Origin of the sequence: Legionella sp. W10-070 (assembly GCF_900640175.1) — a bacterium.
In the GTDB taxonomy this organism is placed as follows: domain Bacteria; phylum Pseudomonadota; class Gammaproteobacteria; order Legionellales; family Legionellaceae; genus Tatlockia.
On record NZ_CAAAJC010000015.1, the window covers coordinates 58,272 to 77,769 of the forward strand.

Consider the following 19,498-nt stretch of genomic DNA (forward strand, 5'->3'; position numbering starts at 1 on the left):
ATTGGTAGCTCATATTACGCTGTTAGATGTAAATCAGCATGCCACACGAATTCTTGATTTGTCTCAAAGATAAATTATCCTAAAAATCCTTGTCCAAAAACACTACAATATTGAACAGCTTATTTTTAAATGATCAGTAAACGTACTTTCAGGGCTAATATCCTCAGGAAACAGGTGTCTTAGTTCAAGTAATAATTCATTATGAACTGGATTGTAAGGTTGGTAAAATTTAAGATGGTTCTGATTTTGCTGATATTGGTTACACAACTCTAAAAATGTTAGATTGGATTCTAAAGAAATTTTTTTATGAAAATCAAACCCTTTTAGAAGCGCTAATGTCTTTTTATAATCACTTTTCTGAGCTTCAAAAGGAATATCATATTCAGGCTTGGCATTAAACATTGCTTCAATAAGAGTCTTACCTTTGTAGGTTGAATATAAATCAATTGAAGGCTTTTTATTTAGTAGTATCGACAAGCGAAGATGATCGCCGGATGCTGCTGCCTGCCAAATTTCACTTTTAAATGAGGCTATCATTGCTTCATTTCTACTATTGGCATAATCAAAAATCAAGTCAGATTTCGAATCCTCATCAGTTACATCAGAGAACATTTTCAAGAAATGAAAATCGTAATTTTCAATCTGGACTCTTAATTCAAGATGGTGATTTTTAGTTTCTATATATAATCTGGAAAAATCATAAAAACAAGGACTGATTTTTAAATCAGGGAGTTTATCATGCTTGGAAATATCAATTGAGTTATTGGAAGATGAAACGCTAAATACGCTTACTATTTGAGCTTCTTTGCCAATAAGTAATTTGAAGGCAAACTCGTTTTTACTTGAAAGTGGATGTTCTATTTTATCAAAATAGGTTGCACTTCCTTCTTGTCTTTCAACCGTTTCAATTCTACTCACAATTTTTAGACGATATAATTCTCCACCCGCATTAACCCATTCATCATTTTTTGATAAATAGACTAAATTTCTGAAATCAGAAATATTACATGTATCTAATTTTTTTATAAAATCGGTATCAATCATAGGTTCAATCTTAAAGTTAAGAGGATAATTTAAATCAGCTCCCTTTTCTATCAAACAGGATACTCTCAAGCTGGCACGAGGTGTACCAATATAAAATAGTTAAGGCTTCGCTACTAAAGCCAAGTTTAGCAAATTTGCAACTCTATGCCCTCAAAATAGCAATTTTGGCGATAATATGCTCATCTTAGCCACAGATAGATCCAATACTTATAAATTGATGTAGCCCTGCGCTCGGAAGTAATTCATTGATATTTTCATTAAATATCAACTACACTTAGTTTAGATTATACAGTTGGTAAAGCGAGGGAATCGTGTATACAGGTATTTTGCACGCAACGGATTTAAGTGAAGATCATTTTAATATCTGCAAACGAGCAGTTGAAATCGCCAGTTATTTTCAAGCAAAACTGCACTTGCTTCATGTAATAGAACCACCTGCAAGCCTCCAGCTGGCTCAAGGCCTGGGGTTTGCAGAGTTGGCTAATCCTTCCAAGGACGATGCCCTTACTGTAATGAGCCTCTTAGGTGATGCGCTTCAGATACCTCCTGAACAACAACATGTTGAGATAGGTTCATTGAAAATGCATATCCTTGAGAAAGTAAAAGAGTTCAAATGCGGGCTAATTATTATGGGAAGCCATAATCCTAGCGCGGTACCCGCCTTTCTTGGCAGCACTGCCTATGCCATGCTACATCATGCTCCCTGCGATGTACTGACTTTACGAGCGGATATTAATATTTAAGGTCGAGGAATAACAGCATTACCTGGTTTTCTTCTTCACTTGCTTCATTAACCTTTTCTTCTTTTTGATTTGCCTTGAGGTCAACTGATTTTTTTTATCTTTGAAAGGGTTAGTACTCCCCTTGAATTCTAACTTCAGGGGTGTACCCACTAAATCTAAATGGCTGACAAAAGCATTATTTAGATAACGTTTATAACTATCAGGCAACGAATCAAGCTGGTTTCCATGAATCACGATAATCGGGGGGTTATGGCCACCTGCGTGGGCATATCTAAGTTTTATTCTTCGACCCTGTACCATTGGAGGGCTATGTTGGCTGACTATATCTTGCAATAAACGTGTCAGTTTGGGAGTTGAAAACGATTGCATTGCTGAATTATAGGCTTGATCTATATCCTTGAATAACAGGCCCACCCCACTGCCATGTAACGCTGAAATAAATCTAATCTTTGCGAAATGAACAAAATGCAAACGGCGCGATAACTCCTCCCGGACATGTTCTTTATGCTCATCATCAAGGCCATCCCATTTGTTAACCGCGATTACCAATGCCTTCCCTGCTTCAATAATAAAACTTAGCAAGTGCATATCCTGATCGGTCAGTCCCTCACGAGCATCCAAAAGCATCATACAGACGTGGGCTTCTTTAATCGATTGCAGGGTTTTTATTATTGAAAATTTCTCAATCTTTTCTTCTACTCGAGCACGACGACGAACACCTGCTGTATCAATGAGGACGTAAGGCTTTTCGTCACGCTCAAATGGAATAGAAATACTATCCCGCGTTGTTCCTGGCATATCATAAACGACCACACGCTCCTCACCCAAAATACGATTAACCAAGGTTGATTTACCTACATTTGGGCGACCAATAAAGGCAATCTTTATTGCATGAGGCTCATTGTCATCTTGTGACGCTGGTTCAAAGTTTACTGTCAGGTTGCTCAATAGCGAATTCATTCCTCGACCATGAGTAGCTGATATGGCGTAAATATCACTATATCCAAGCGCTTGAAATTCAGAGCAAGCTATTTCTTCATCTATCCCGTCTGTTTTATTTACAACCAAATAAACAGGTTTACTGCTCTTTCTTAACCGTTGGGCAATGTTTTCATCAATTCCCGTTAAACCCGCCCTTCCATCAACTAAAAGCAGGATAATGTTTGCTTCTTCCAAAGCCATTTCTGACTGCTTTGACATAAGCGCGTCTACAGCCAAATCGTCTACGCCTACCCCTCCAGTGTCAACCACGATAAAAGGCTTGTCTTCAAACGAAGCATGCCCATACTGTCTGTCGCGTGTCAGACCTGGGTAATCAGCAACCAAGGCATCCTGGGTTCTGGTTAGCCGATTAAATAGCGTTGATTTCCCTACATTCGGACGACCAACCAAAGCAATTACTGGAATCATTATCAGCTCACAGAAAAGCGGTTTAATTTGCCATTATTTGTCATGACAAAAATACTATTACCCGATACAGAAGGGGCAGTAGTCACCGCACCACCAAGTTCTGCTCGTGAAACCAAATCACCATTGTTTATGGCGAGTACATGCAACAACCCTGTCTTATCCCCGATAATCAAACGATTCCCCATAAGCACCGGCTCAGTTAAACCGCGAGACTTTAAGCCAACCTGCTTCCAGTTCACCTGGCCATTGGTTTTGTTGATAGCCCACACGATATCATCGCTATCTGTCAAATAGAGGTTATTTTTGTCCATTACCATATTTTTATAAACCGAGGCTGGCTTCCGCCACAAAAACTGTCCGTCTGTCAGCGACAATGCACCAACATAACCCTGGTAGCTGGCAAGATAAACTATGTTTCCACGAACAATAGGATCAGCATCAATATCTACCAGGCGCTCAACATCACTTGCACCACTTGCATAAGCAATGCCACGCTGCCAAACCAACCGTCCCGTTTCTAAATCAACAGCATCCATTTTTCCATCAGAATAACCAACCAAAACCAATTTGTTGTCAACAATTACAGGAGAAGAACTGGCTTTTAAAATCAAACTGGGCGAACCATGGGCAGATACCCACAGTTTCTCACCAGAACCTAAATTCAAGGCATACAGATTACCATCGATCGTTTTAGCAATTACCTTATTGCTTGCAATAACAGGTTTTGACAACACCTCACTGGATACTTTAGCTTGCCATAATTCGCTGCCGTCGGTTTGTTTTAACAATATGACAGTTGAAGAGTCAGTACCAAGCGCAATGGAACCCGATGAAACTGCAGGGCCGCTTACTATACCACCTGCCAGTTTTTTAGACCAAAGCAGCTTACCACTTGACTTGTTAACGGCCTGAACCAAACCACCTGCATCAGCAGTATAAATGACATTACCAACTATTTCCGGCTTAAGTTTTAAATTGGCATTTGCCTTTTTAGAGCTACTCACAGGAACAGACCATTTCTCTACCAGGTTGGCTTTTGGTTTAATTGAGGCCAAAGGAGCAGGCTCAGGCGTATTATCTTTACCTAACATGTAATTATCGAGATGTGTACATGCCTGTAAAAAAGCAAACACTGACAAAATCACTAATTTCTTATTGTGCAACATATTACCTCTTCTTAGAGCAGGTTTGCCCCAAAACAGTCACCATGATCATAACTTATTTAGTTTAAGGATCCTAAAGTTAGTTGATTAGTTTTTGATAAATCAAACGATAGTCCCCTTTTTTTTGCAAGAATGGTTAGGCATGTAAATTCTCGCTCTTTTCTTTCATTGATTGAGTAAGAGCGGCTAATTCATTTGTTTTCATCTCAAGGAAAAGATTACCCATTCCACTAGTATGTACCGCTGTAATTGCTTTCTTATAAAAGTCAACTGCTTGTTGATATTTACCTGTTGCAGCATAGATATCACCCTTTAATTCATTCGCGACTGGCAGGTAAGCCGTATCATCGATATGGATTAATTCGGCTAATGCTTCCTCATACTTTTTTTCAGCGGTTAATAGGCGCGCGGCTCGGAGCCTTGCGATCTGTCTTAAGGGGGGCATTTTTGAATTATTTGCTACATAACTAAGGGCCTCTCTTGCTTTGACATATTGATCATGAGCCACATAGAGTTTGGCCAGAGCCAATCGTGCGGTATCAGCATAAACCGTTTGACCGTACTCATTAATTAGTTGATTGGCATAAGCGTGTACACTTTTATTATCCTGATTAGAAAAAGCAACCATCAGGTGTTCATAAGCATTGGATGCCTGTACGCTGACTTTATCTTGATGCCATGTCCAGTATTTATAGCCTGACACGCTTAATAATATTAACGACAATAGGATAGTTATAATAGTACTGTATTTGTGCCACCATTTCTTTATGGCGTCTAATTGCTCTTCTTCTGTCATATAAACAGACATAGTCCCTCTCCCCTGCTATCTTTCAAGCCGATCTTGTAAATAATGAATCAATTCCTGCTGGGGAATTGTCACTTGCTCTTCGTGAATTCGTAAATTTTTTATGCTTACCGAGCCATCCTTAATCTCTTCCTCACCAAAGATTAATGCGAAGTCGGCTCCGCTTTTATCTGCTTTTTTGAATTGACTTTTAAAACCGCCCCCTGCTGTATTTGTAATAATCTGCCAGTTACTGTTATCTCGCAATTTTTCTGCCAGAAATAAAGCCTGTTGTATGGCTTCCTCATCTGTAGCAATAACAAACAAAGAAAAGGTCTTCCTAGTCTCCAAAACGATATTTAAAGTTTCTAATAATAAGAGCAGACGCTCAGCGCCCATTGCAAATCCTATTGCCGGGGTTGGATTGCCTCCTAACTGCTCTACCAAAGCATCATAGCGCCCACCAGCACAAACTGTAGCCTGACTACCAAGCCTGTCAGTTACCCACTCAAAAACAGTATGGCCGTAATAATCCAGACCACGCACTAACAAAGGATTGACAGTGTAGGCAATTCCAAGTCTCTCCAAGCCCTCACAGAGTGATTTGAAACGCTTTTTACTCTCCTCCCCTAAAGAATCAAATAGCTGGGGCGCATTTCGTAACAATGGCTGCATCTGAGGATTTTTACTATCGAGAATTCTTAACGGGTTTCTTTCCAAGCGGCGCTTACTATCCTCATCCAGCTTATCAAAATGAGCCTTGAAATAATCCACTAATTTATTGCGATAACTTTGCCGTTCACCGAGTTCACCCAAAGTATTAATTTGCAAATGTACATATGATTTGATTTTTAACAATTCCCACAAACGCTGGCATATGGCAATCAGTTCAAGTTCAATGGCAGCACCCTCTATCCCTAATGCTTCAACACCAAACTGATTAAATTGTCTATATCTGCCCTTCTGAGGTTTTTCATGACGAAACATTGCCCCCTTATACCAAAGCTTTTGCTGCTGGTTATGTAACAAGCCATGCTCCAGACAAGCCCGCAAACAACCAGCTGTTCCCTCAGGTCTCAGGGTTAAACTATCGCCATTTAAATCATTAAAAGTGTACATTTCTTTTTCGACGATATCAGTCACTTCACCGATTGATCGCTTAAACAATTGAGTACTTTCTAAAAGAGGAAAACGAATTTCCTGGTAGCCGTATTGTAATAAACAACCAGTAAACAGTTCTTCCAGCTGACGCCAGGAAGGTGTTTGATGGGGCAGTATATCATTCATGCCCCTGATTGCCTGAACTCTTTCAACCACCATGATTCTCCAGGGTTAACTGACTACCAGATGTATTAGATGAAAAAATGGTTTGCATCTTGGAAAGATCAGTTAATCTGATTTCTGTTTCATTTTTGCTTGATGTCACTTTATTCTCAGCTGTCTTAATAGATGCAATCGGATAAATGTCCTTATTTCTCTGCCACCATAGACCTACAGCAACTACAATAGCGATGACAACCAGACCTGTTAACCAACGAATAAGCCGTTCTCCTTTGTTTGACTCCCGCCTACTCTGCCACAATGCTTTTTCCACCTTTTTTTCAGGAGTATGCATGCTGTTAAACATTGATAATAGAGGTTCTGGTGATAGTCCAAGCAGCTTGGCATAGGCACGTAAGTACCCTTTGACAAATACTGGCTCTGGCATTTGCTGATACTCATCTGCTTCGAGCAATTCAATAACTCTGACCCTCAGATGCAATTTACCAGCAACGTATTCCTGGCTGTAGCCTTTCTTTTCACGCACGCGTGCCAACTGAGAGCCAGGTTTTTCATGTATATTGTTTTCTTCATCCACTGTAACTGTTGTGTTCATTTTTTGCTCCGGTATGGTCCGTAAACTTATTTAATTTATCTAAACGCGCCTTATAGTCTGACACCAGCTTCTTTTTACCTGCTTGATGAGCAGCTTTTACCGCTAAAGCGAGGAGTCTTGGCTCATCTTGAGAAAGCATGGAATATTTCTGTAAATACATTAAAGCAGTCTTTGGATGACTTTGATTTAACTCCAGGGTAACCAGTTCATAAAGGGATTGGCTACGCCGCGGGTCCTGTTTTAATGCCTTGAGAAAATACTTTTTTGCCTTGGGATAATCAGGAATAGCCGCGGCACATAGTCCTGCATTCTCATAAGCTCCTGCTGTATTAATGTAATAAATATCATCAACTGCTTTTAAAAAATAACCTTCTGCTTCAGGGTACTTACCCAATCGACATAAAAAAGTACCATAATTATTTAACTGTGCGCCACTTTTGGGCGCTAATGACAGTGCTCTATTATAATAAATTTGTGCTTCTTTAGTGTCCCCTGTTTGCTCAAAATAGTAAGCCATAGTTGCATTGGCATCGGCAGAATCAGGTGCTAAATCAAGAGCAGTTAATAATTTACGTTTTGCTCTTGGCATGTCTCCTTGTCTTAAATAAGCCATCCCTAACTGGACATTATAGGTTGCTGCATTACTCTGTTTTTTCTGGGATTGAATCGACTGACTGCTCTTCATTCCCGCATGGTATTGACAGGCTTGTAACAGGCTCAAACTCAACAAGAGCGAAAAGCGCAATAAATTTAGCACATTAACCACATAGAGCAAAAAGAATTGAGCATTATAACCATGAACAAAGGAATTTAAAAATAAAATTCACACGGGAGTATATGAAACAGGCGAGCTGATTATCAGTGCTCATCATTTGTTTCGGTGGGCTGCTTTAAAGTCGAAAAATGCAATTTTTGCCATCTGGAAGAACGACTCGTTCTATCCTTTACTTCACCAGCGAGTTGTCCGCAGGCTGCATCAATATCATCCCCTCTGGTTTTACGTGTAATCGTATTAATTCCCTTAGCAAGCAAGCGTTCACGAAATGCATCAATCGCTGCTTTGGAAGAACGTTGATATTGGGTTAACGGAAAGGGATTAAAGGGGATCAAATTAACTTTTGCAGGAACATTCCTCAGTAGTCTAATTAATTGTTCAGCATGCTCGGGTTGATCATTAACATCTTTGAGCATCACATATTCAAAAGTAACTTTACGCTTGGGTTCGTCTTTAAAATATCGTTTACATAAAGCCATTAACTCAGCCAGTGGGTATTTCTTATTAATCGGTACTAATTCATTGCGTAAAATATCGTTTGGTGCATGCAAGGAAACAGCCAAAGCAACAGGGCTAACTTCTCTTAATCGTTCAAGTTCTGGTAAAACACCTGAGGTACTTAAAGTCACCCGTCGTTTTGACAGGCCATAAGCAAAATCATCCATCATGATATCCATGGCAGCGACCACATTATCAAAATTCAGTAATGGTTCTCCCATCCCCATCATCACTACATTGGTTATATGCTTATCATGAACCCCCTGATGCTGGGATAAAGCCCTGACAGCAAACCATACCTGGCCAATAATTTCTGCAGTACTCAAATTTCGATTGAATCCCTGTTTGGCTGTTGAACAAAAACTGCAGTTTAGTGCGCAACCAACCTGAGAAGAAACACATAAGGTGCCTCTACTTGCTTCAGGGATAAATACCGTTTCAATGCAGTTGCCACAATCTAATTTTAACAGCCACTTATGCGTCCCGTCGTTGGATTTTTGACAAGTTACCAATTCGGGTAAACGAATTTCAGCCATTTGGGCAAGCCTTTCACGCAAAGACTTACCCAGATTCGTCATTTGGGAAAAATCATTAAAACCAGCCTGATGAATCCATTGCATCAATTGTTGCGCACGATAAGGCTTTTCACCAATTTCGTTACAGAAGTTACGCATTTGCTGATAATTGAAATTCAACAGGTTAATTTTCTGGTTCATTACTTTACCTCTACAACAAACTATCTTGTGTAAATTTCATCCGGTTTGAAAAAAAATGCAATTTCCTGCTCAGCGGTTTCAGCGCTATCAGAACCATGAACGGCATTAGCATCAATACTGTCAGCAAAATCAGCACGGATAGTACCTGGCGCAGCTTCCTTAGGATTGGTTGCACCCATTATCTCACGATTCTTAACGATAGCATTCTCTCCTTCCAATACCTGAATCATTACTGGACCTGAAATCATAAATGTAACCAAATCATTGAAAAAAGGGCGCTCCCTATGCACGGCATAAAAACCTTCCGCCTGTTCACGGGTAAGATGCATCATCTTTGCAGCAACAATGTACAACCCGGCATTTTCAAAACGAGAATAGATTTGACCAATAACGGATTTAGTCACTGCATCAGGTTTGATAATAGATAAGGTTAATTCTTTCGCCATAACAGACTCCAATACTAAGATTTAAGATTAAAGTGCGGCATTATATACGATCCAATCCTCTGCTGGCTAATATAAATTTTATTATCGGGTATGATTAAAACTACGGTTTCTCCTTGAAAGTGGTTGCCTGGAGGTAACGTCAGTGATCCGGGATCGGAGCTTGACAATAAACTCATACCCCTGATTTCGCTGGCGCTCCAATTAACACCACTGCAGCTTTGACTGTCCCCTTCATTATCTACCTTTTCAAACCAGGAATTACCCGCCAATTTCTTTATCAAAATGGATAGACTCACGGTTTTCTTCCGTTTGTGCCGGATCAATACGGTATTCCGGAAGCAATTTTATCAGTTCATTAACCCTTAAGATCAACTCATAAAAATGAGTACGATATTCCCGCAATGTATTAGTCATGGCTGCTATCTCAGGAATAAAATCAGCCAGTTTCGTGTCAGCCTCTACCATGAATTCCCTGAGTGTGGTTAGTTCATCAACAAATGCCTGTCTTGCATCAGCAGATAAATTATGATCAATTATCTTTTCAACTCGAGACCAATTATTGCTTTTAAGATCCATACGCTTTTGACGACCAGAATCTTCCATCAGTAATATATTAACTGAGTTAATAATTGACTCTTCTTTCACTGACAAACCATTTTCCGACAATACAGCTCTAATCTTTTTTGCAACTACAGATAACGCTTTATGCCATTCATCAACCAGCTGGATAAGTTTTTTCTGACTTTCAGCAATCAGATTATTATGAGTAATGGTTTGTTGATGAAACGCATCCCCCATCGAAATTAGCCCCTGCCGTTCTTTTTCAAGATCTTCCCGGGTTAATCCTCCTGGTGAATCTTCCCCCTTCCCGGTTTCACCGGATAATAAATAGTCAACAAACAATTTCTGTGCATAAACCTGGTAATCATGAGCTTGTTGCAAGATAATCCCATTAAGCACGTTCTTCAACGGTACGCGCAGGAGATGATGATAAAACGTATTAGGATTTTTTATTGCGCTGATAAGTTCTTTTTGCTGCAGGCGAATTTTATAACTTTCTAAAATCCGCTCGGCGGTAACCAGTCCGTAGGTCGACAACCATATCGACAAGTCATTTTCTGCTTTTTCTTCGCTCATTATTCATCCAATTTGATTTTACAACCGTCTGTGATATAACGCATTCTTTTAGATTATAGTTTATATAAATATCATGCCAAGCTCTCTTTCTGACGATTTACAAAATTTAATAGAGTTCCTTCGTACCCCAACTCCCGATGCCTGGTTGAATGAAGCCATTAGCAATTTGCCCACTCTTCTAGTTGATCATGCCCATTGTGAGCGAAAAGCAGCAGCAACGGCAATTAATTTCATAAGTAAATACCCGGAAAAATCGGAGTTAGTTAGCGTAATGAGCCCCTTGGCGCGGGAAGAATTACTGCATTTTGAAAAGGTACTGGCCTTACTGGCCAAACGTCAGATTGATTTTGAACCTCTGCAACCCTCTGGTTATGCACAACAAATGCATCAATATGTAACGAAAGGAGGTTGTAAGGAGCGTTTATGTGATCAATTAATCATCGGTGCTATTATCGAAGCTCGTTCCTGTGAACGTTTCAATGCACTTATTACTGTACTTAATGACAGTGAATTAAGGAAATTTTACTCATCTTTAGTAAAATCTGAAGCCCGTCACTTTCAGAATTACCTGCGTTTAGCACAACTTTATGGGGGTAAAATTAACAAACGCGTTGATTTCTTCCTTCAAATTGAAAACAGGCTTATCAGTTCGCAAGATAAGGTATTCCGCTTCCACAGCGGAGTACCTGCTTTTACTAACTAGACATACCGGGGCCGGATGTGAGCGTTTCATCTTCTGTTAAATCTAGGGGCAATGTTTTTTCCAGAAAAGTATGCAATCCATTAGCTGGATCTTTTTTCAATTCATCAAAATCAGCTTTGGTCATCTTTGTATTTCCCGTAGGATCGTTATCATCTTTCAATATTAACCTTCCCGCTGGATCTTTAGCATCAGGGGTAAGCGTATAACCATTCTTCTTAGCCCAGGCTGACACTGATAAGTCCATAAAAAGCTGCTGCTCTTCCTGTGTAGTTTCTTTTCCATTAGCATGAAGCACGTAACTTAAATGACCTGTATCATCCATTTTCATGGAATAACTTATTTCTGGCGTGATAGTTTTTCTATGCTGATCTGCTTTACTCCAGGTGGGTTGCGATAGTTCTGAATACACGCCAGCAGCAATTGCTCTGTGAAAGTCCTCCATGGTACGGGCAATTCTGTTTATCCCGGTAGCCCATTCCACATAAGATTCCGCACCGGCCTGCATTAGTTCCTGGATATTTTTTTCTACCTTTTCCCAGTATTCATTACTTTTACTTAGCTTAGCTTCCTTTCTAATTGCTTTTAACTCATGCCTGGCAAGCCCTGTTTTTTGGGCATTTTCTTCTTGTTGCTCCTTTGTCAATCTGTCAGTCAGCGCTCGAGTAAAGGCATCGACTTCAGGACGAGTATCTGGACCTAAAATTTTTTCTTTCACTTTCTTCTTAACTTTACCTGGAATTTCTTTTACCGTATCTTTAACTTTTGTCAAATTAGCCATGCTTACTCCCCCAACAGGGTTGAACAAATTTAAAACCATTAGATTTATCATAACACAGTATCTGGGGAACGTCATCCCAGTCGCTTAAGACATACTGTTGATAGCAAGTATTATTATACTGATGATTTCTTAAGCCTGGCTTATGAGTGTGCCCATGAATTAGTTTATTTACCTGTAGCCGCTGCATATGCTGAATCATAACCTCAGGAACAACGTCCACTTGTTCGGCACTCTTTGCCTTATTAGTTTGACTATATTGCCTTACTTTGTTTACCAACTGATAACGCAGTTTGAAAGGCAATCGTAAAAATAACATTGGAAACCAGGTATTTCTCGTCACTCGTCTTAACCATTGATGCCCTTTATCCTTAATACAATAACGATCTCCGTGTACCAGCAGCACAGGCTCATCGAGCTGTATAATCAGGGGTTCAGACAGAAGCCTCATGCCGGCAAGAGAAGCAAATTTATTGCCTAACAAGAAGTCCCTGTTCCCATGAAGATAATAGACACTGACCTTTTGCGATAATTGGTATAGCCGCTCAGCAATTGCCTGGCTCCACGGCTCCAGCCCATCATCTCCTGGCCAGACATGAAAAAAATCACCAAGGATATATACCGCTTGCGTACTTTCAGAAGCCCAATCAATAAATGCATTAAATCGAGCATTGATCTCTGGCTCATCTGGATGTAAATGTAAATCGGAAATAAAAACAGCATCTAACATAAAGGCTCAATACAGATATGCTCATCTTGCAAATAAATTTGACAGGGTCCAGGTTGAGGTTCTATTGCATCGCTTATCCGGTAAAATCCTGCAATAGAGACTAACTCTGCCTCTAGTGACTGACAAAAAATTCTTGCATCCCTATCGCCGGACATGCCTGCCAACGCTCTCCCACGCAAGGCACCATAAACATGGATATTTCCATCAGCAAGCAATTCTGCACCATGACTTACTGAAGCTGTGATGACCAGATCCCCACCTTTGCTGACTACCTGCTGCCCTGAACGTACAGGAGTGGTCTGCAATTTGGTTTTTAATGATTCAATTGGTAGTGCTGCAGGTTCGCGAGTATCCATAAGCGGTTTGTCATGCGCAGAAGAGGCATTCAGCACCGCCAATCCCTGACATTGAGCCAATGTTTCAAGAAACGGACTTGTCCCCTGAACAGCAACGGGTAACAAGCCGCACTCCCGTATACACTGACATAAACGTTGTAAATCGACCTCTGTTTCTGCTAATAGGCTGCAATCCAAAACAATTGGCGTTTTATCAAAAAGACGCGGTGCTTTGGCAATAACTTCCGCCAATTGTTGCGAAAAAAGCTCCGCATCGCAGCTTAACAATTGCAGAACGGTAAAAGTATATAACCTGCCCTTGAGTTTAAATGCTTGTGATTTCAACAAATTATCAGCCATAACTACGATATCCATCACCCTGTTTTTTGTTTATACTAACATGAGGGGATTAATAACAGAAGGATATCAACGTGGATAAAGTCTGGTTTGAGCATTATCAAAAAAGTGTTCCTCACTCAATTAATGCTGATGAATACTCTTCCGTAGTCGATTTATTTGAAAAATCTTGTAGCAAGCATGCGCCACAGATTGCTTACAGTAACTTAGGAAGCAACCTTACTTATGAAGAACTTGATAAAAAAAGCCGTCAATTTGCCATTTATTTACAGCAACTCGGTTTAAAAAAAGGCGCGCGTGTAGCTATTATGATGCCCAATCTGCTTCAATATCCTGTTGCTTTATTTGGTATTCTAAGAGCAGGCTGTATTGTTGTGAACACGAATCCGCTTTATACCAGTGATGAAGTAATCCATCAGATGAATGATTGTGAAGCAGAGGTTATCATCGTACTTGCCAACTTTGCCAAGACGGTTGAAAAGGCATTGCCTCACACAGGCATTAAACATGTGGTCATTACACAGGTCGGCGATCTTTTTCCGGCAATTAAAAAATTCATTGTAAATACTGTAGTTAAACATGTAAAAAAAATGGTGCCAGCCTACCATATCCCCCATGCAATTGGATTTAATGAAGCGTTAAGTCAAGGCGAACACGGTAAATTAGAACCGCTTCATCTTGATCATCAATCTATTGCTTTCCTGCAATATACTGGCGGAACTACAGGTGTTGCCAAAGGAGCCATCCTGACTCACGGCAATATGATTGCCAATGTGCTACAAGCTTCTTCATGGATAGCCCCGTTAGGCGTTGACAAGCAGGATATTATCGTAACCGCATTGCCTCTCTACCATATTTTCTCGCTTACAGCTAATTGTCTGACATTTATCATGGCTGGTGCTAAAAATATATTAATTACCAATCCTCGTGATATTCCTCATTTCATCGATGAGATTAAAAAAAGTCAGTTTACAGCAATTACAGGGGTAAATACCTTATTCAATGCACTATTGAACCACCCCAAATTTGATGAAATTGATTTTTCAAAACTCAAACTTGCCTTATCAGGAGGAATGGCACTGCAGAAAAGCGTCGCCTTAAAATGGCGAGAAAGAACCGGGACTCGTGTTCTGGAAGCTTATGGATTGACAGAAACCAGTCCTGCAGTAACCATTAACCCGATGTATATGGAAGAATATAATGGAAGTATCGGCCTGCCCCTGCCTTCTACCGATATTTCTATCCGTGATGACGATGGACATGAAGTACCTACTGGTACAGCAGGCGAGCTATGCGTTAAGGGACCTCAGGTTATGGCCGGTTATTGGCAACGTCCTGACGAAACTGCATTAGTGTTTACTCCTGATGGGTTCCTAAAAACAGGAGATATTGCCCGTGTTGATGAAAAAGGTTTTGTTTACCTGGTAGATCGTAAAAAAGATATGATTGATGTTTCAGGTTTTAACGTTTACCCCAACGAAGTTGAACAGGTTATAAGCATGCATCCAAGCGTACTTGAAGTAGGTGTAGTTGGTATTGTTGATGAGGAATCAGGAGAACGGGTCAAGGCCTGTATTGTCAAACGAGACCCTGATTTAACGGCAGAGGAAATAATCAGTCATTGCCGCGAACACCTGACTGCCTATAAAATCCCTAAGGTAGTCGAGTTTTATACTGAATTACCCAAAACAAATGTAGGAAAAATCCTGCGGCGGGCATTAAAAGAGGCTCCTGAAGAAGCAGATGCCGCTTAATCTAAATTTAACATTATGGATTTGCCGTAAGACTCATTTATGGCAAATCCTGTCTTATATATCCAATTCTTTTGCCTTACCATTGTCCTGGCATCCAGGAGCCATGTAATCCGTGCGGTACCCTGCGTGGTAACTTAATCTTGGCGACTGGCTCATCAGTGAATGCTTGTGCGTCCAACAAAACAAAATCACTTTTATTCTCATTCTTGTTGTATACAAATAAAGCCACGTAGCCCTCGTCTTCCTCATTTCTTGATGAGTTCGGACTTGCCACAAAAACTGCCTCTCCAACCTCCATATTTTTTCCAAAATCATGCAATACAGTTTTTTTATTTTCCAAATCATACTTAATTATGGCATTGAATTGGTTGCCGCTTGTTCTGGTTGGAATGTAAATGTAGCGATGATAAGAAGAAATCTTCTCTTCATTAATACGTGGAAATTCCACAGGGTGATCATCAAGCTGATGATGGGCCACAGATTTGTTATTCAAATTTATTATCGCGCGATATAACAACGGAGGAGATTTAGATGCAGTTGTATCTTTTCCGAGAGCCAATTTTTCATGTCTTATATAATCAATAATAATTTGCGGCCCCTGCTCATAGGCATTCGCAAAGTGATAGACAAAAAATGGCTCTGTTTCTATAGAGAAAACTTCATTATTTTTACGATTAACCAGAATAATGTTCACCCCTAATTCTGGATTCCAACAAAGTAACTTGCCCTCATTCGCTAATCCACTGAAATCAAAAATAGCAGGACAATCAAAGAAGATGAGATAATTTTTTGTCAGGATGAAATCATGCATCATAGATGAAGTTGGCTTATTAATTGGTACATTAACCTTAAGGTTTCCTGTTTTATCCAACACATAATACTGTAAATAAGGTGGTTGAAGATTATAGGTGAATGCATAAAGTTCCCCTGTTTCCGGATCAAGTCTGGTATGAGCATTCACATTAAATGGCTGGGATGCCCCATTGGGACACCATTCCCCCATTGTCTGTAGCTGTGCAGAAATCTCATAAGCTGGACCTGCTTCGTACATTGCGAGGTATTGCTCAGCATGACGAATAATATGAATGAAAGCCCCATTTTTAATAGGGCCAGGATCCCCGTTCTTCCCAATCAACCTGGGCGACACGGGAACGGGTCGGGAAATTCCGCCATATAATGCATATCCCGCCCTTTTTTCTGCTATTAAGCCTTTTGTTTCCACAAATCGATTGCGATAGATTGCTTTACCATCATTGATATAAATGGCATGCAACATTCCATCCCCATCTATCGGATAGGTATAGGAAATAGGGTCAAAAGCGGGGTTTGGACCATTGCGCATATAGATTCCCTGTAGATCTTTGGGCAACTTGCCCTCAACAGGAAGATCAACCAGATGTAACTCATCTTTTATTGGTGCAAAATTCCCCTGAAGATAAGGGTTAGCAGTAACATCCTCTTTTTTCGCACTAAATTTTTTAAATAGAAATCCCTGATACCAATCAGGAAACCAGTTACTAAATTGGATAGCAATGACAAATGCTGAAATCGCTATTAAATCGACTATCCAATTAGCACTAATAATTGCAAATGATTGCAGGAGGCCGTTTATTGCTACCAACGATAATGCTAATGCCCATACTGTAGAGATGACATAATTAATATGCTTAAATGTCGGGGTCATCCATGCTATTTCATCCACTTTTTCTTTGGCATATTGCATACTAAATGGTTTTTTAATAAAGATGGAAACCCACATAACCACTGCCAGAATTATATTGGATAACAAAAATGCACGTTGTTGATTAAACCAGATTCCTACAGGCAGTAAATAGATTATCGAAAGAAAAGAAAAATAGATAAGTGTACTCCAGGCAAGGAGAAATCTATTGCGTAAACCCTGAAAATTAAAAATTACTGTCGCAATTAGTGCTGCCAGTGCAGCCAGTTCATGTGCCAGATAGTGAGAGCCTGCCAGAATAAAATAAAGTACCCAGGGAATAAAATCTTGAAATGGACCTAATCTCATGGTTCTCTCTTTTAAATTTTCCAGATTATTTTTATATAAAAGGACTTCTATTATCAGTCAAGTCAATAGTATTCAATTTTAAAGTAAGATCGTACCCCACAGAGCTAACATACCCAAGGTACATCAAAATGATTGAAGCGGCTATATCTCAGATAACTGCCTCATGATACGAGCTGTAACTCCCCATATAAAATAAGGACTTGCGATATATTGGCAACTTTTAAAATTAAACCCGTAACGAGTTATCAAAGTTTCCTGATAGTAAGACGGATTTTTAACTTCATTTATTGGCAAACTAAATACGTTAGCCACCTCATTGCTATCTGGGTAATAAGGAATCAGGGATGCTATGGAAGCCAGCCAAGGGTAAATAGTAAATCCAGTTAAAGAGTGCTCGGGAGTCAATGATTTTTGTAATTGCACACGAGAAGGCTCAATTGCCAATTCCTCCTCTAACTCCCGCAAAGCGGTTGCCAAAAGATCTTCATCTCCTTGTTGCCAACGCCCCCCAGGAAAGCATACTTCACCCGGATGATTTTTTAAATTTAAACTTCGCTGCGTTAGAATTAAAGTATCACTAGAAAGATCATGCAAAACAAGAACAGCAGCCTCTTTTTTCATATCATTTCATTTGAGTTACTTCAATCCATTTATTATGGCAGCAATTTTTGTAAAACACTCGCGGTATTCGTCTTCCCAACTGGAATCAATCACAATACCTCCGCCTGCTGCCAAATGTAAAATGTTATTTCGTGCAGTAATCGTACGGATGGCAATGTTACTATCGAAACGCCCATGCCTGGAGAAATAAACAATACTTCCACAATAAATACCACGAGCATAACGTTCTCTTTCTGCAATAATACGCATAGCCTCCACCTTGGGGGCACCCGTAATGGATCCACCTGGAAAACAAGCCTTAAACACATCTGATATCGAAAGATTCGCCTTGCAGCTTGCTTCGATTTTGCTTATCAAATGATGTACGGCCTGAAAACTTTGAAGCTCACATAAAGACTTCACTGCAACTGAACCAGGCTTTGCAATTCTACCCAGATCATTTCTTAGTAAATCAACAATCATCACATTTTCTGCACGATTCTTATCACTCGCCAATAAACGCATGGCTAATCGTTCGTCTTCTATAGAGTTCCCACTACGTCTTATGGTTCCCTTAATCGGGGAGGTCAGTACTCTACCCTTATCGATTGTTAAGAAGTGCTCAGGGGATAAACTAAGAATGTCTGCTTCTTCCTGATGTAAAAACGCCGAATAAGGCACCGGATTTTTTGTCTTCAGTTGTTTATAAATAGACCAGGAGTCACCACTATAAGACACATTAAATGGTTGGGTATAATTTACCTGATAGCATCGTCCACGCTGTAGCTCCCTATGAATTATGCTGAATGATTCCTGGTATTCTGCTTCGGAAATGACTGGAGTAAATGACCCTCGAACTTTAAATGCCTCTTGCTTATTGTCTTTATGCCAACGTGATAAGACCTCTTCAGTAATTGATTTAGTGTCCTGGCGTGTATTCGCTGAGAATAAAGTTACTTTTTTTAAATGATGATCCACTATTAAAGCCCAGTCATACAACCCCATGTTCATCAAAGGCATATCCTGTAAGCTTGTTTGGGGTAAAGAATGAATATTAGTAAACCTTGCCCCTAAATCATAAGACCAGTATCCAATTGCCCCACCCTGAAAAGGCAAGTCAACGGACGATTCTCTCAGAGGAACCGATACCTGAAGTTCATCAAAAACACTGCTGATATCAGATACATTGTCCTTAATTATTATTTGCTTATAAGGATAGGCACTGAGAATGTCATAGCGCCCACGTAGTCTGTCACCACTTTCCAATAACACAAATCCAGGTAATTTCGCCAATTTTTGATAGTAATCAGACAAATTATCCGCGTAATGCAAATTCAACAATTCGAAATTAGCCACTATACCTCTTGTCCAAACCTTAGCTATAAACATACAAGATTGTATAGCCAACCTCATTTTTATCAAGTCTGAGAGGATTTCTTAAAACATCAAAATCAACTCACCACAGCATCGATGAGGGAGCCATGAAAGTTTCTGAAAGGCATAGATGCGATATTTAATTAGTGCTAGGGCATGTTTTTAAAGTTTCAGCCACAATATAATACTTACTAAAGTTAGTGCTCCCAGAAACATGGCAGCAGTTTTATCATAACGTGTAGCAATTCT

At 39.9% G+C, this 19,498-nt stretch carries 19 protein-coding genes; 3 read left to right on the top strand and 16 right to left on the bottom strand.

What is annotated here, in order from left to right; all coding sequences use genetic code 11:
* Window positions 1–102: 102 nt before the first annotated feature.
* Window positions 103–1,098: a hypothetical protein gene (locus E1O65_RS08055; protein ID WP_133133091.1), complete on the bottom strand. Its 996-nt coding sequence runs from the start codon at window positions 1,096–1,098 to the stop codon at window positions 103–105.
* A gap of 257 nt (window positions 1,099–1,355) precedes the next feature.
* On the opposite strand from E1O65_RS08055, the gene E1O65_RS08060 reads away from it, so the two are divergent.
* Window positions 1,356–1,787, top strand: a complete 432-nt coding sequence (locus E1O65_RS08060) for a universal stress protein (protein ID WP_133133092.1) — start codon at window positions 1,356–1,358, stop codon at window positions 1,785–1,787.
* A gap of 18 nt (window positions 1,788–1,805) precedes the next feature.
* Here E1O65_RS08060 and der read toward each other — a convergent pair whose 3' ends face one another.
* The 9 genes from der to E1O65_RS08105 form a co-directional block, all read right to left on the bottom strand.
* Window positions 1,806–3,197 carry a ribosome biogenesis GTPase Der gene (der, locus tag E1O65_RS08065; protein ID WP_133133093.1) on the bottom strand — a complete coding sequence of 464 codons (1,392 nt, stop codon included), beginning with the start codon at window positions 3,195–3,197 and terminating at the stop codon, window positions 1,806–1,808.
* Between the two features lie 2 nt (window positions 3,198–3,199).
* Complete coding sequence (gene bamB, locus E1O65_RS08070; protein ID WP_133133094.1) at window positions 3,200–4,363, bottom strand: outer membrane protein assembly factor BamB; 1,164 nt, start codon at window positions 4,361–4,363, stop codon at window positions 3,200–3,202.
* Window positions 4,364–4,496: 133 nt separating this feature from the next.
* The gene (locus tag E1O65_RS08075; RefSeq protein ID WP_133133095.1) at window positions 4,497–5,168 is read right to left on the bottom strand and encodes a tetratricopeptide repeat protein; all 672 of its coding nucleotides are present in this window, start codon (window positions 5,166–5,168) and stop codon (window positions 4,497–4,499) included.
* A gap of 15 nt (window positions 5,169–5,183) precedes the next feature.
* Window positions 5,184–6,464, bottom strand: a complete 1,281-nt coding sequence (hisS, locus tag E1O65_RS08080; protein ID WP_133133096.1) for a histidine--tRNA ligase — start codon at window positions 6,462–6,464, stop codon at window positions 5,184–5,186.
* Window positions 6,454–7,020: a helix-turn-helix domain-containing protein gene (locus E1O65_RS08085; RefSeq protein WP_133133097.1), complete on the bottom strand. Its 567-nt coding sequence runs from the start codon at window positions 7,018–7,020 to the stop codon at window positions 6,454–6,456. The genes hisS and E1O65_RS08085 overlap by 11 nt, the downstream gene beginning before the upstream one ends.
* A complete protein-coding gene (gene pilW / locus E1O65_RS08090) occupies window positions 6,995–7,777 on the bottom strand; it encodes a type IV pilus biogenesis/stability protein PilW (protein ID WP_133133098.1) in 783 nt (260 codons plus the stop codon). The genes E1O65_RS08085 and pilW overlap by 26 nt, the downstream gene beginning before the upstream one ends.
* Before the next feature lie 101 nt (window positions 7,778–7,878).
* Entirely contained in the window at window positions 7,879–9,009 is a 1,131-nt protein-coding gene (gene rlmN / locus E1O65_RS08095; protein ID WP_133133099.1) for a 23S rRNA (adenine(2503)-C(2))-methyltransferase RlmN, read from the bottom strand.
* A gap of 20 nt (window positions 9,010–9,029) precedes the next feature.
* On the bottom strand, window positions 9,030–9,455 hold the full coding sequence (gene ndk, locus E1O65_RS08100; protein WP_133133100.1) for a nucleoside-diphosphate kinase: 426 nt from the start codon (window positions 9,453–9,455) through the stop codon (window positions 9,030–9,032).
* Window positions 9,456–9,713: 258 nt separating this feature from the next.
* Window positions 9,714–10,592 (bottom strand): hypothetical protein, encoded by an 879-nt coding sequence (locus tag E1O65_RS08105; RefSeq protein WP_133133101.1) that lies wholly within the window; start codon window positions 10,590–10,592, stop codon window positions 9,714–9,716.
* 73 nt (window positions 10,593–10,665) lie between these two features.
* Here E1O65_RS08105 and E1O65_RS08110 point away from each other — a divergent pair, with 73 nt between their 5' ends.
* Window positions 10,666–11,295 carry a tRNA-(ms[2]io[6]A)-hydroxylase gene (locus E1O65_RS08110; RefSeq protein WP_133133102.1) on the top strand — a complete coding sequence of 210 codons (630 nt, stop codon included), beginning with the start codon at window positions 10,666–10,668 and terminating at the stop codon, window positions 11,293–11,295.
* On the opposite strand, the gene E1O65_RS08115 is transcribed toward E1O65_RS08110, so the two are convergent.
* The 3 genes from E1O65_RS08115 to minC are packed head-to-tail and all read right to left on the bottom strand — an operon-like array spanning window position 11,288 to window position 13,495.
* Window positions 11,288–12,073: a hypothetical protein gene (locus E1O65_RS08115; RefSeq protein WP_133133103.1), complete on the bottom strand. Its 786-nt coding sequence runs from the start codon at window positions 12,071–12,073 to the stop codon at window positions 11,288–11,290. The genes E1O65_RS08110 and E1O65_RS08115 overlap by 8 nt on opposite strands.
* Complete coding sequence (locus tag E1O65_RS08120; protein ID WP_133133104.1) at window positions 12,066–12,800, bottom strand: UDP-2,3-diacylglucosamine diphosphatase; 735 nt, start codon at window positions 12,798–12,800, stop codon at window positions 12,066–12,068. The genes E1O65_RS08115 and E1O65_RS08120 overlap by 8 nt, the downstream gene beginning before the upstream one ends.
* Window positions 12,794–13,495 carry a septum site-determining protein MinC gene (minC, locus tag E1O65_RS08125; protein WP_133133105.1) on the bottom strand — a complete coding sequence of 234 codons (702 nt, stop codon included), beginning with the start codon at window positions 13,493–13,495 and terminating at the stop codon, window positions 12,794–12,796. Before minC ends, E1O65_RS08120 begins: the two co-directional genes overlap by 7 nt.
* A 71-nt stretch (window positions 13,496–13,566) precedes the next feature.
* Between minC and E1O65_RS08130 the strand changes: the two genes are divergently transcribed.
* Window positions 13,567–15,246: an AMP-binding protein gene (locus tag E1O65_RS08130; protein WP_133133106.1), complete on the top strand. Its 1,680-nt coding sequence runs from the start codon at window positions 13,567–13,569 to the stop codon at window positions 15,244–15,246.
* Window positions 15,247–15,322: 76 nt separating this feature from the next.
* On the opposite strand, the gene E1O65_RS08135 is transcribed toward E1O65_RS08130, so the two are convergent.
* The 3 genes from E1O65_RS08135 to pabB form a co-directional block, all read right to left on the bottom strand.
* Window positions 15,323–17,275, bottom strand: a complete 1,953-nt coding sequence (locus E1O65_RS08135; RefSeq protein ID WP_133133107.1) for a carotenoid oxygenase family protein — start codon at window positions 17,273–17,275, stop codon at window positions 15,323–15,325.
* 141 nt (window positions 17,276–17,416) lie between these two features.
* A complete protein-coding gene (locus E1O65_RS08140; protein ID WP_133133108.1) occupies window positions 17,417–17,896 on the bottom strand; it encodes a CoA pyrophosphatase in 480 nt (159 codons plus the stop codon).
* 15 nt (window positions 17,897–17,911) lie between these two features.
* Window positions 17,912–19,231 (bottom strand): aminodeoxychorismate synthase component I, encoded by a 1,320-nt coding sequence (gene pabB / locus E1O65_RS08145; RefSeq protein WP_133133109.1) that lies wholly within the window; start codon window positions 19,229–19,231, stop codon window positions 17,912–17,914.
* Window positions 19,232–19,498: the final 267 nt, after the last annotated feature.

Bases quoted from the DNA above. Each gene is read 5' to 3' on its own strand.
- E1O65_RS08075 (WP_133133095.1), bottom strand. From the start codon at position 5,168: ATGTCTGTTTATATGACAGAAGAAGAGCAATTAGACGCCATAAAGAAA.
- rlmN (WP_133133099.1), bottom strand. From the start codon at position 9,009: ATGAACCAGAAAATTAACCTGTTGAATTTCAATTATCAGCAAATGCGT.
- E1O65_RS08110 (WP_133133102.1), top strand. From the start codon at position 10,666: ATGCCAAGCTCTCTTTCTGACGATTTACAAAATTTAATAGAGTTCCTT.
- hisS (WP_133133096.1), bottom strand. From the start codon at position 6,464: ATGGTGGTTGAAAGAGTTCAGGCAATCAGGGGCATGAATGATATACTG.
- E1O65_RS08105 (WP_133133101.1), bottom strand. From the start codon at position 10,592: ATGAGCGAAGAAAAAGCAGAAAATGACTTGTCGATATGGTTGTCGACC.
- E1O65_RS08115 (WP_133133103.1), bottom strand. From the start codon at position 12,073: ATGGCTAATTTGACAAAAGTTAAAGATACGGTAAAAGAAATTCCAGGT.
- minC (WP_133133105.1), bottom strand. From the start codon at position 13,495: ATGGCTGATAATTTGTTGAAATCACAAGCATTTAAACTCAAGGGCAGG.
- E1O65_RS08140 (WP_133133108.1), bottom strand. From the start codon at position 17,896: ATGAAAAAAGAGGCTGCTGTTCTTGTTTTGCATGATCTTTCTAGTGAT.
- der (WP_133133093.1), bottom strand. From the start codon at position 3,197: ATGATTCCAGTAATTGCTTTGGTTGGTCGTCCGAATGTAGGGAAATCA.
- bamB (WP_133133094.1), bottom strand. From the start codon at position 4,363: ATGTTGCACAATAAGAAATTAGTGATTTTGTCAGTGTTTGCTTTTTTA.
- E1O65_RS08085 (WP_133133097.1), bottom strand. From the start codon at position 7,020: ATGAACACAACAGTTACAGTGGATGAAGAAAACAATATACATGAAAAA.
- ndk (WP_133133100.1), bottom strand. From the start codon at position 9,455: ATGGCGAAAGAATTAACCTTATCTATTATCAAACCTGATGCAGTGACT.
- E1O65_RS08135 (WP_133133107.1), bottom strand. From the start codon at position 17,275: ATGAGATTAGGTCCATTTCAAGATTTTATTCCCTGGGTACTTTATTTT.
- E1O65_RS08120 (WP_133133104.1), bottom strand. From the start codon at position 12,800: ATGTTAGATGCTGTTTTTATTTCCGATTTACATTTACATCCAGATGAG.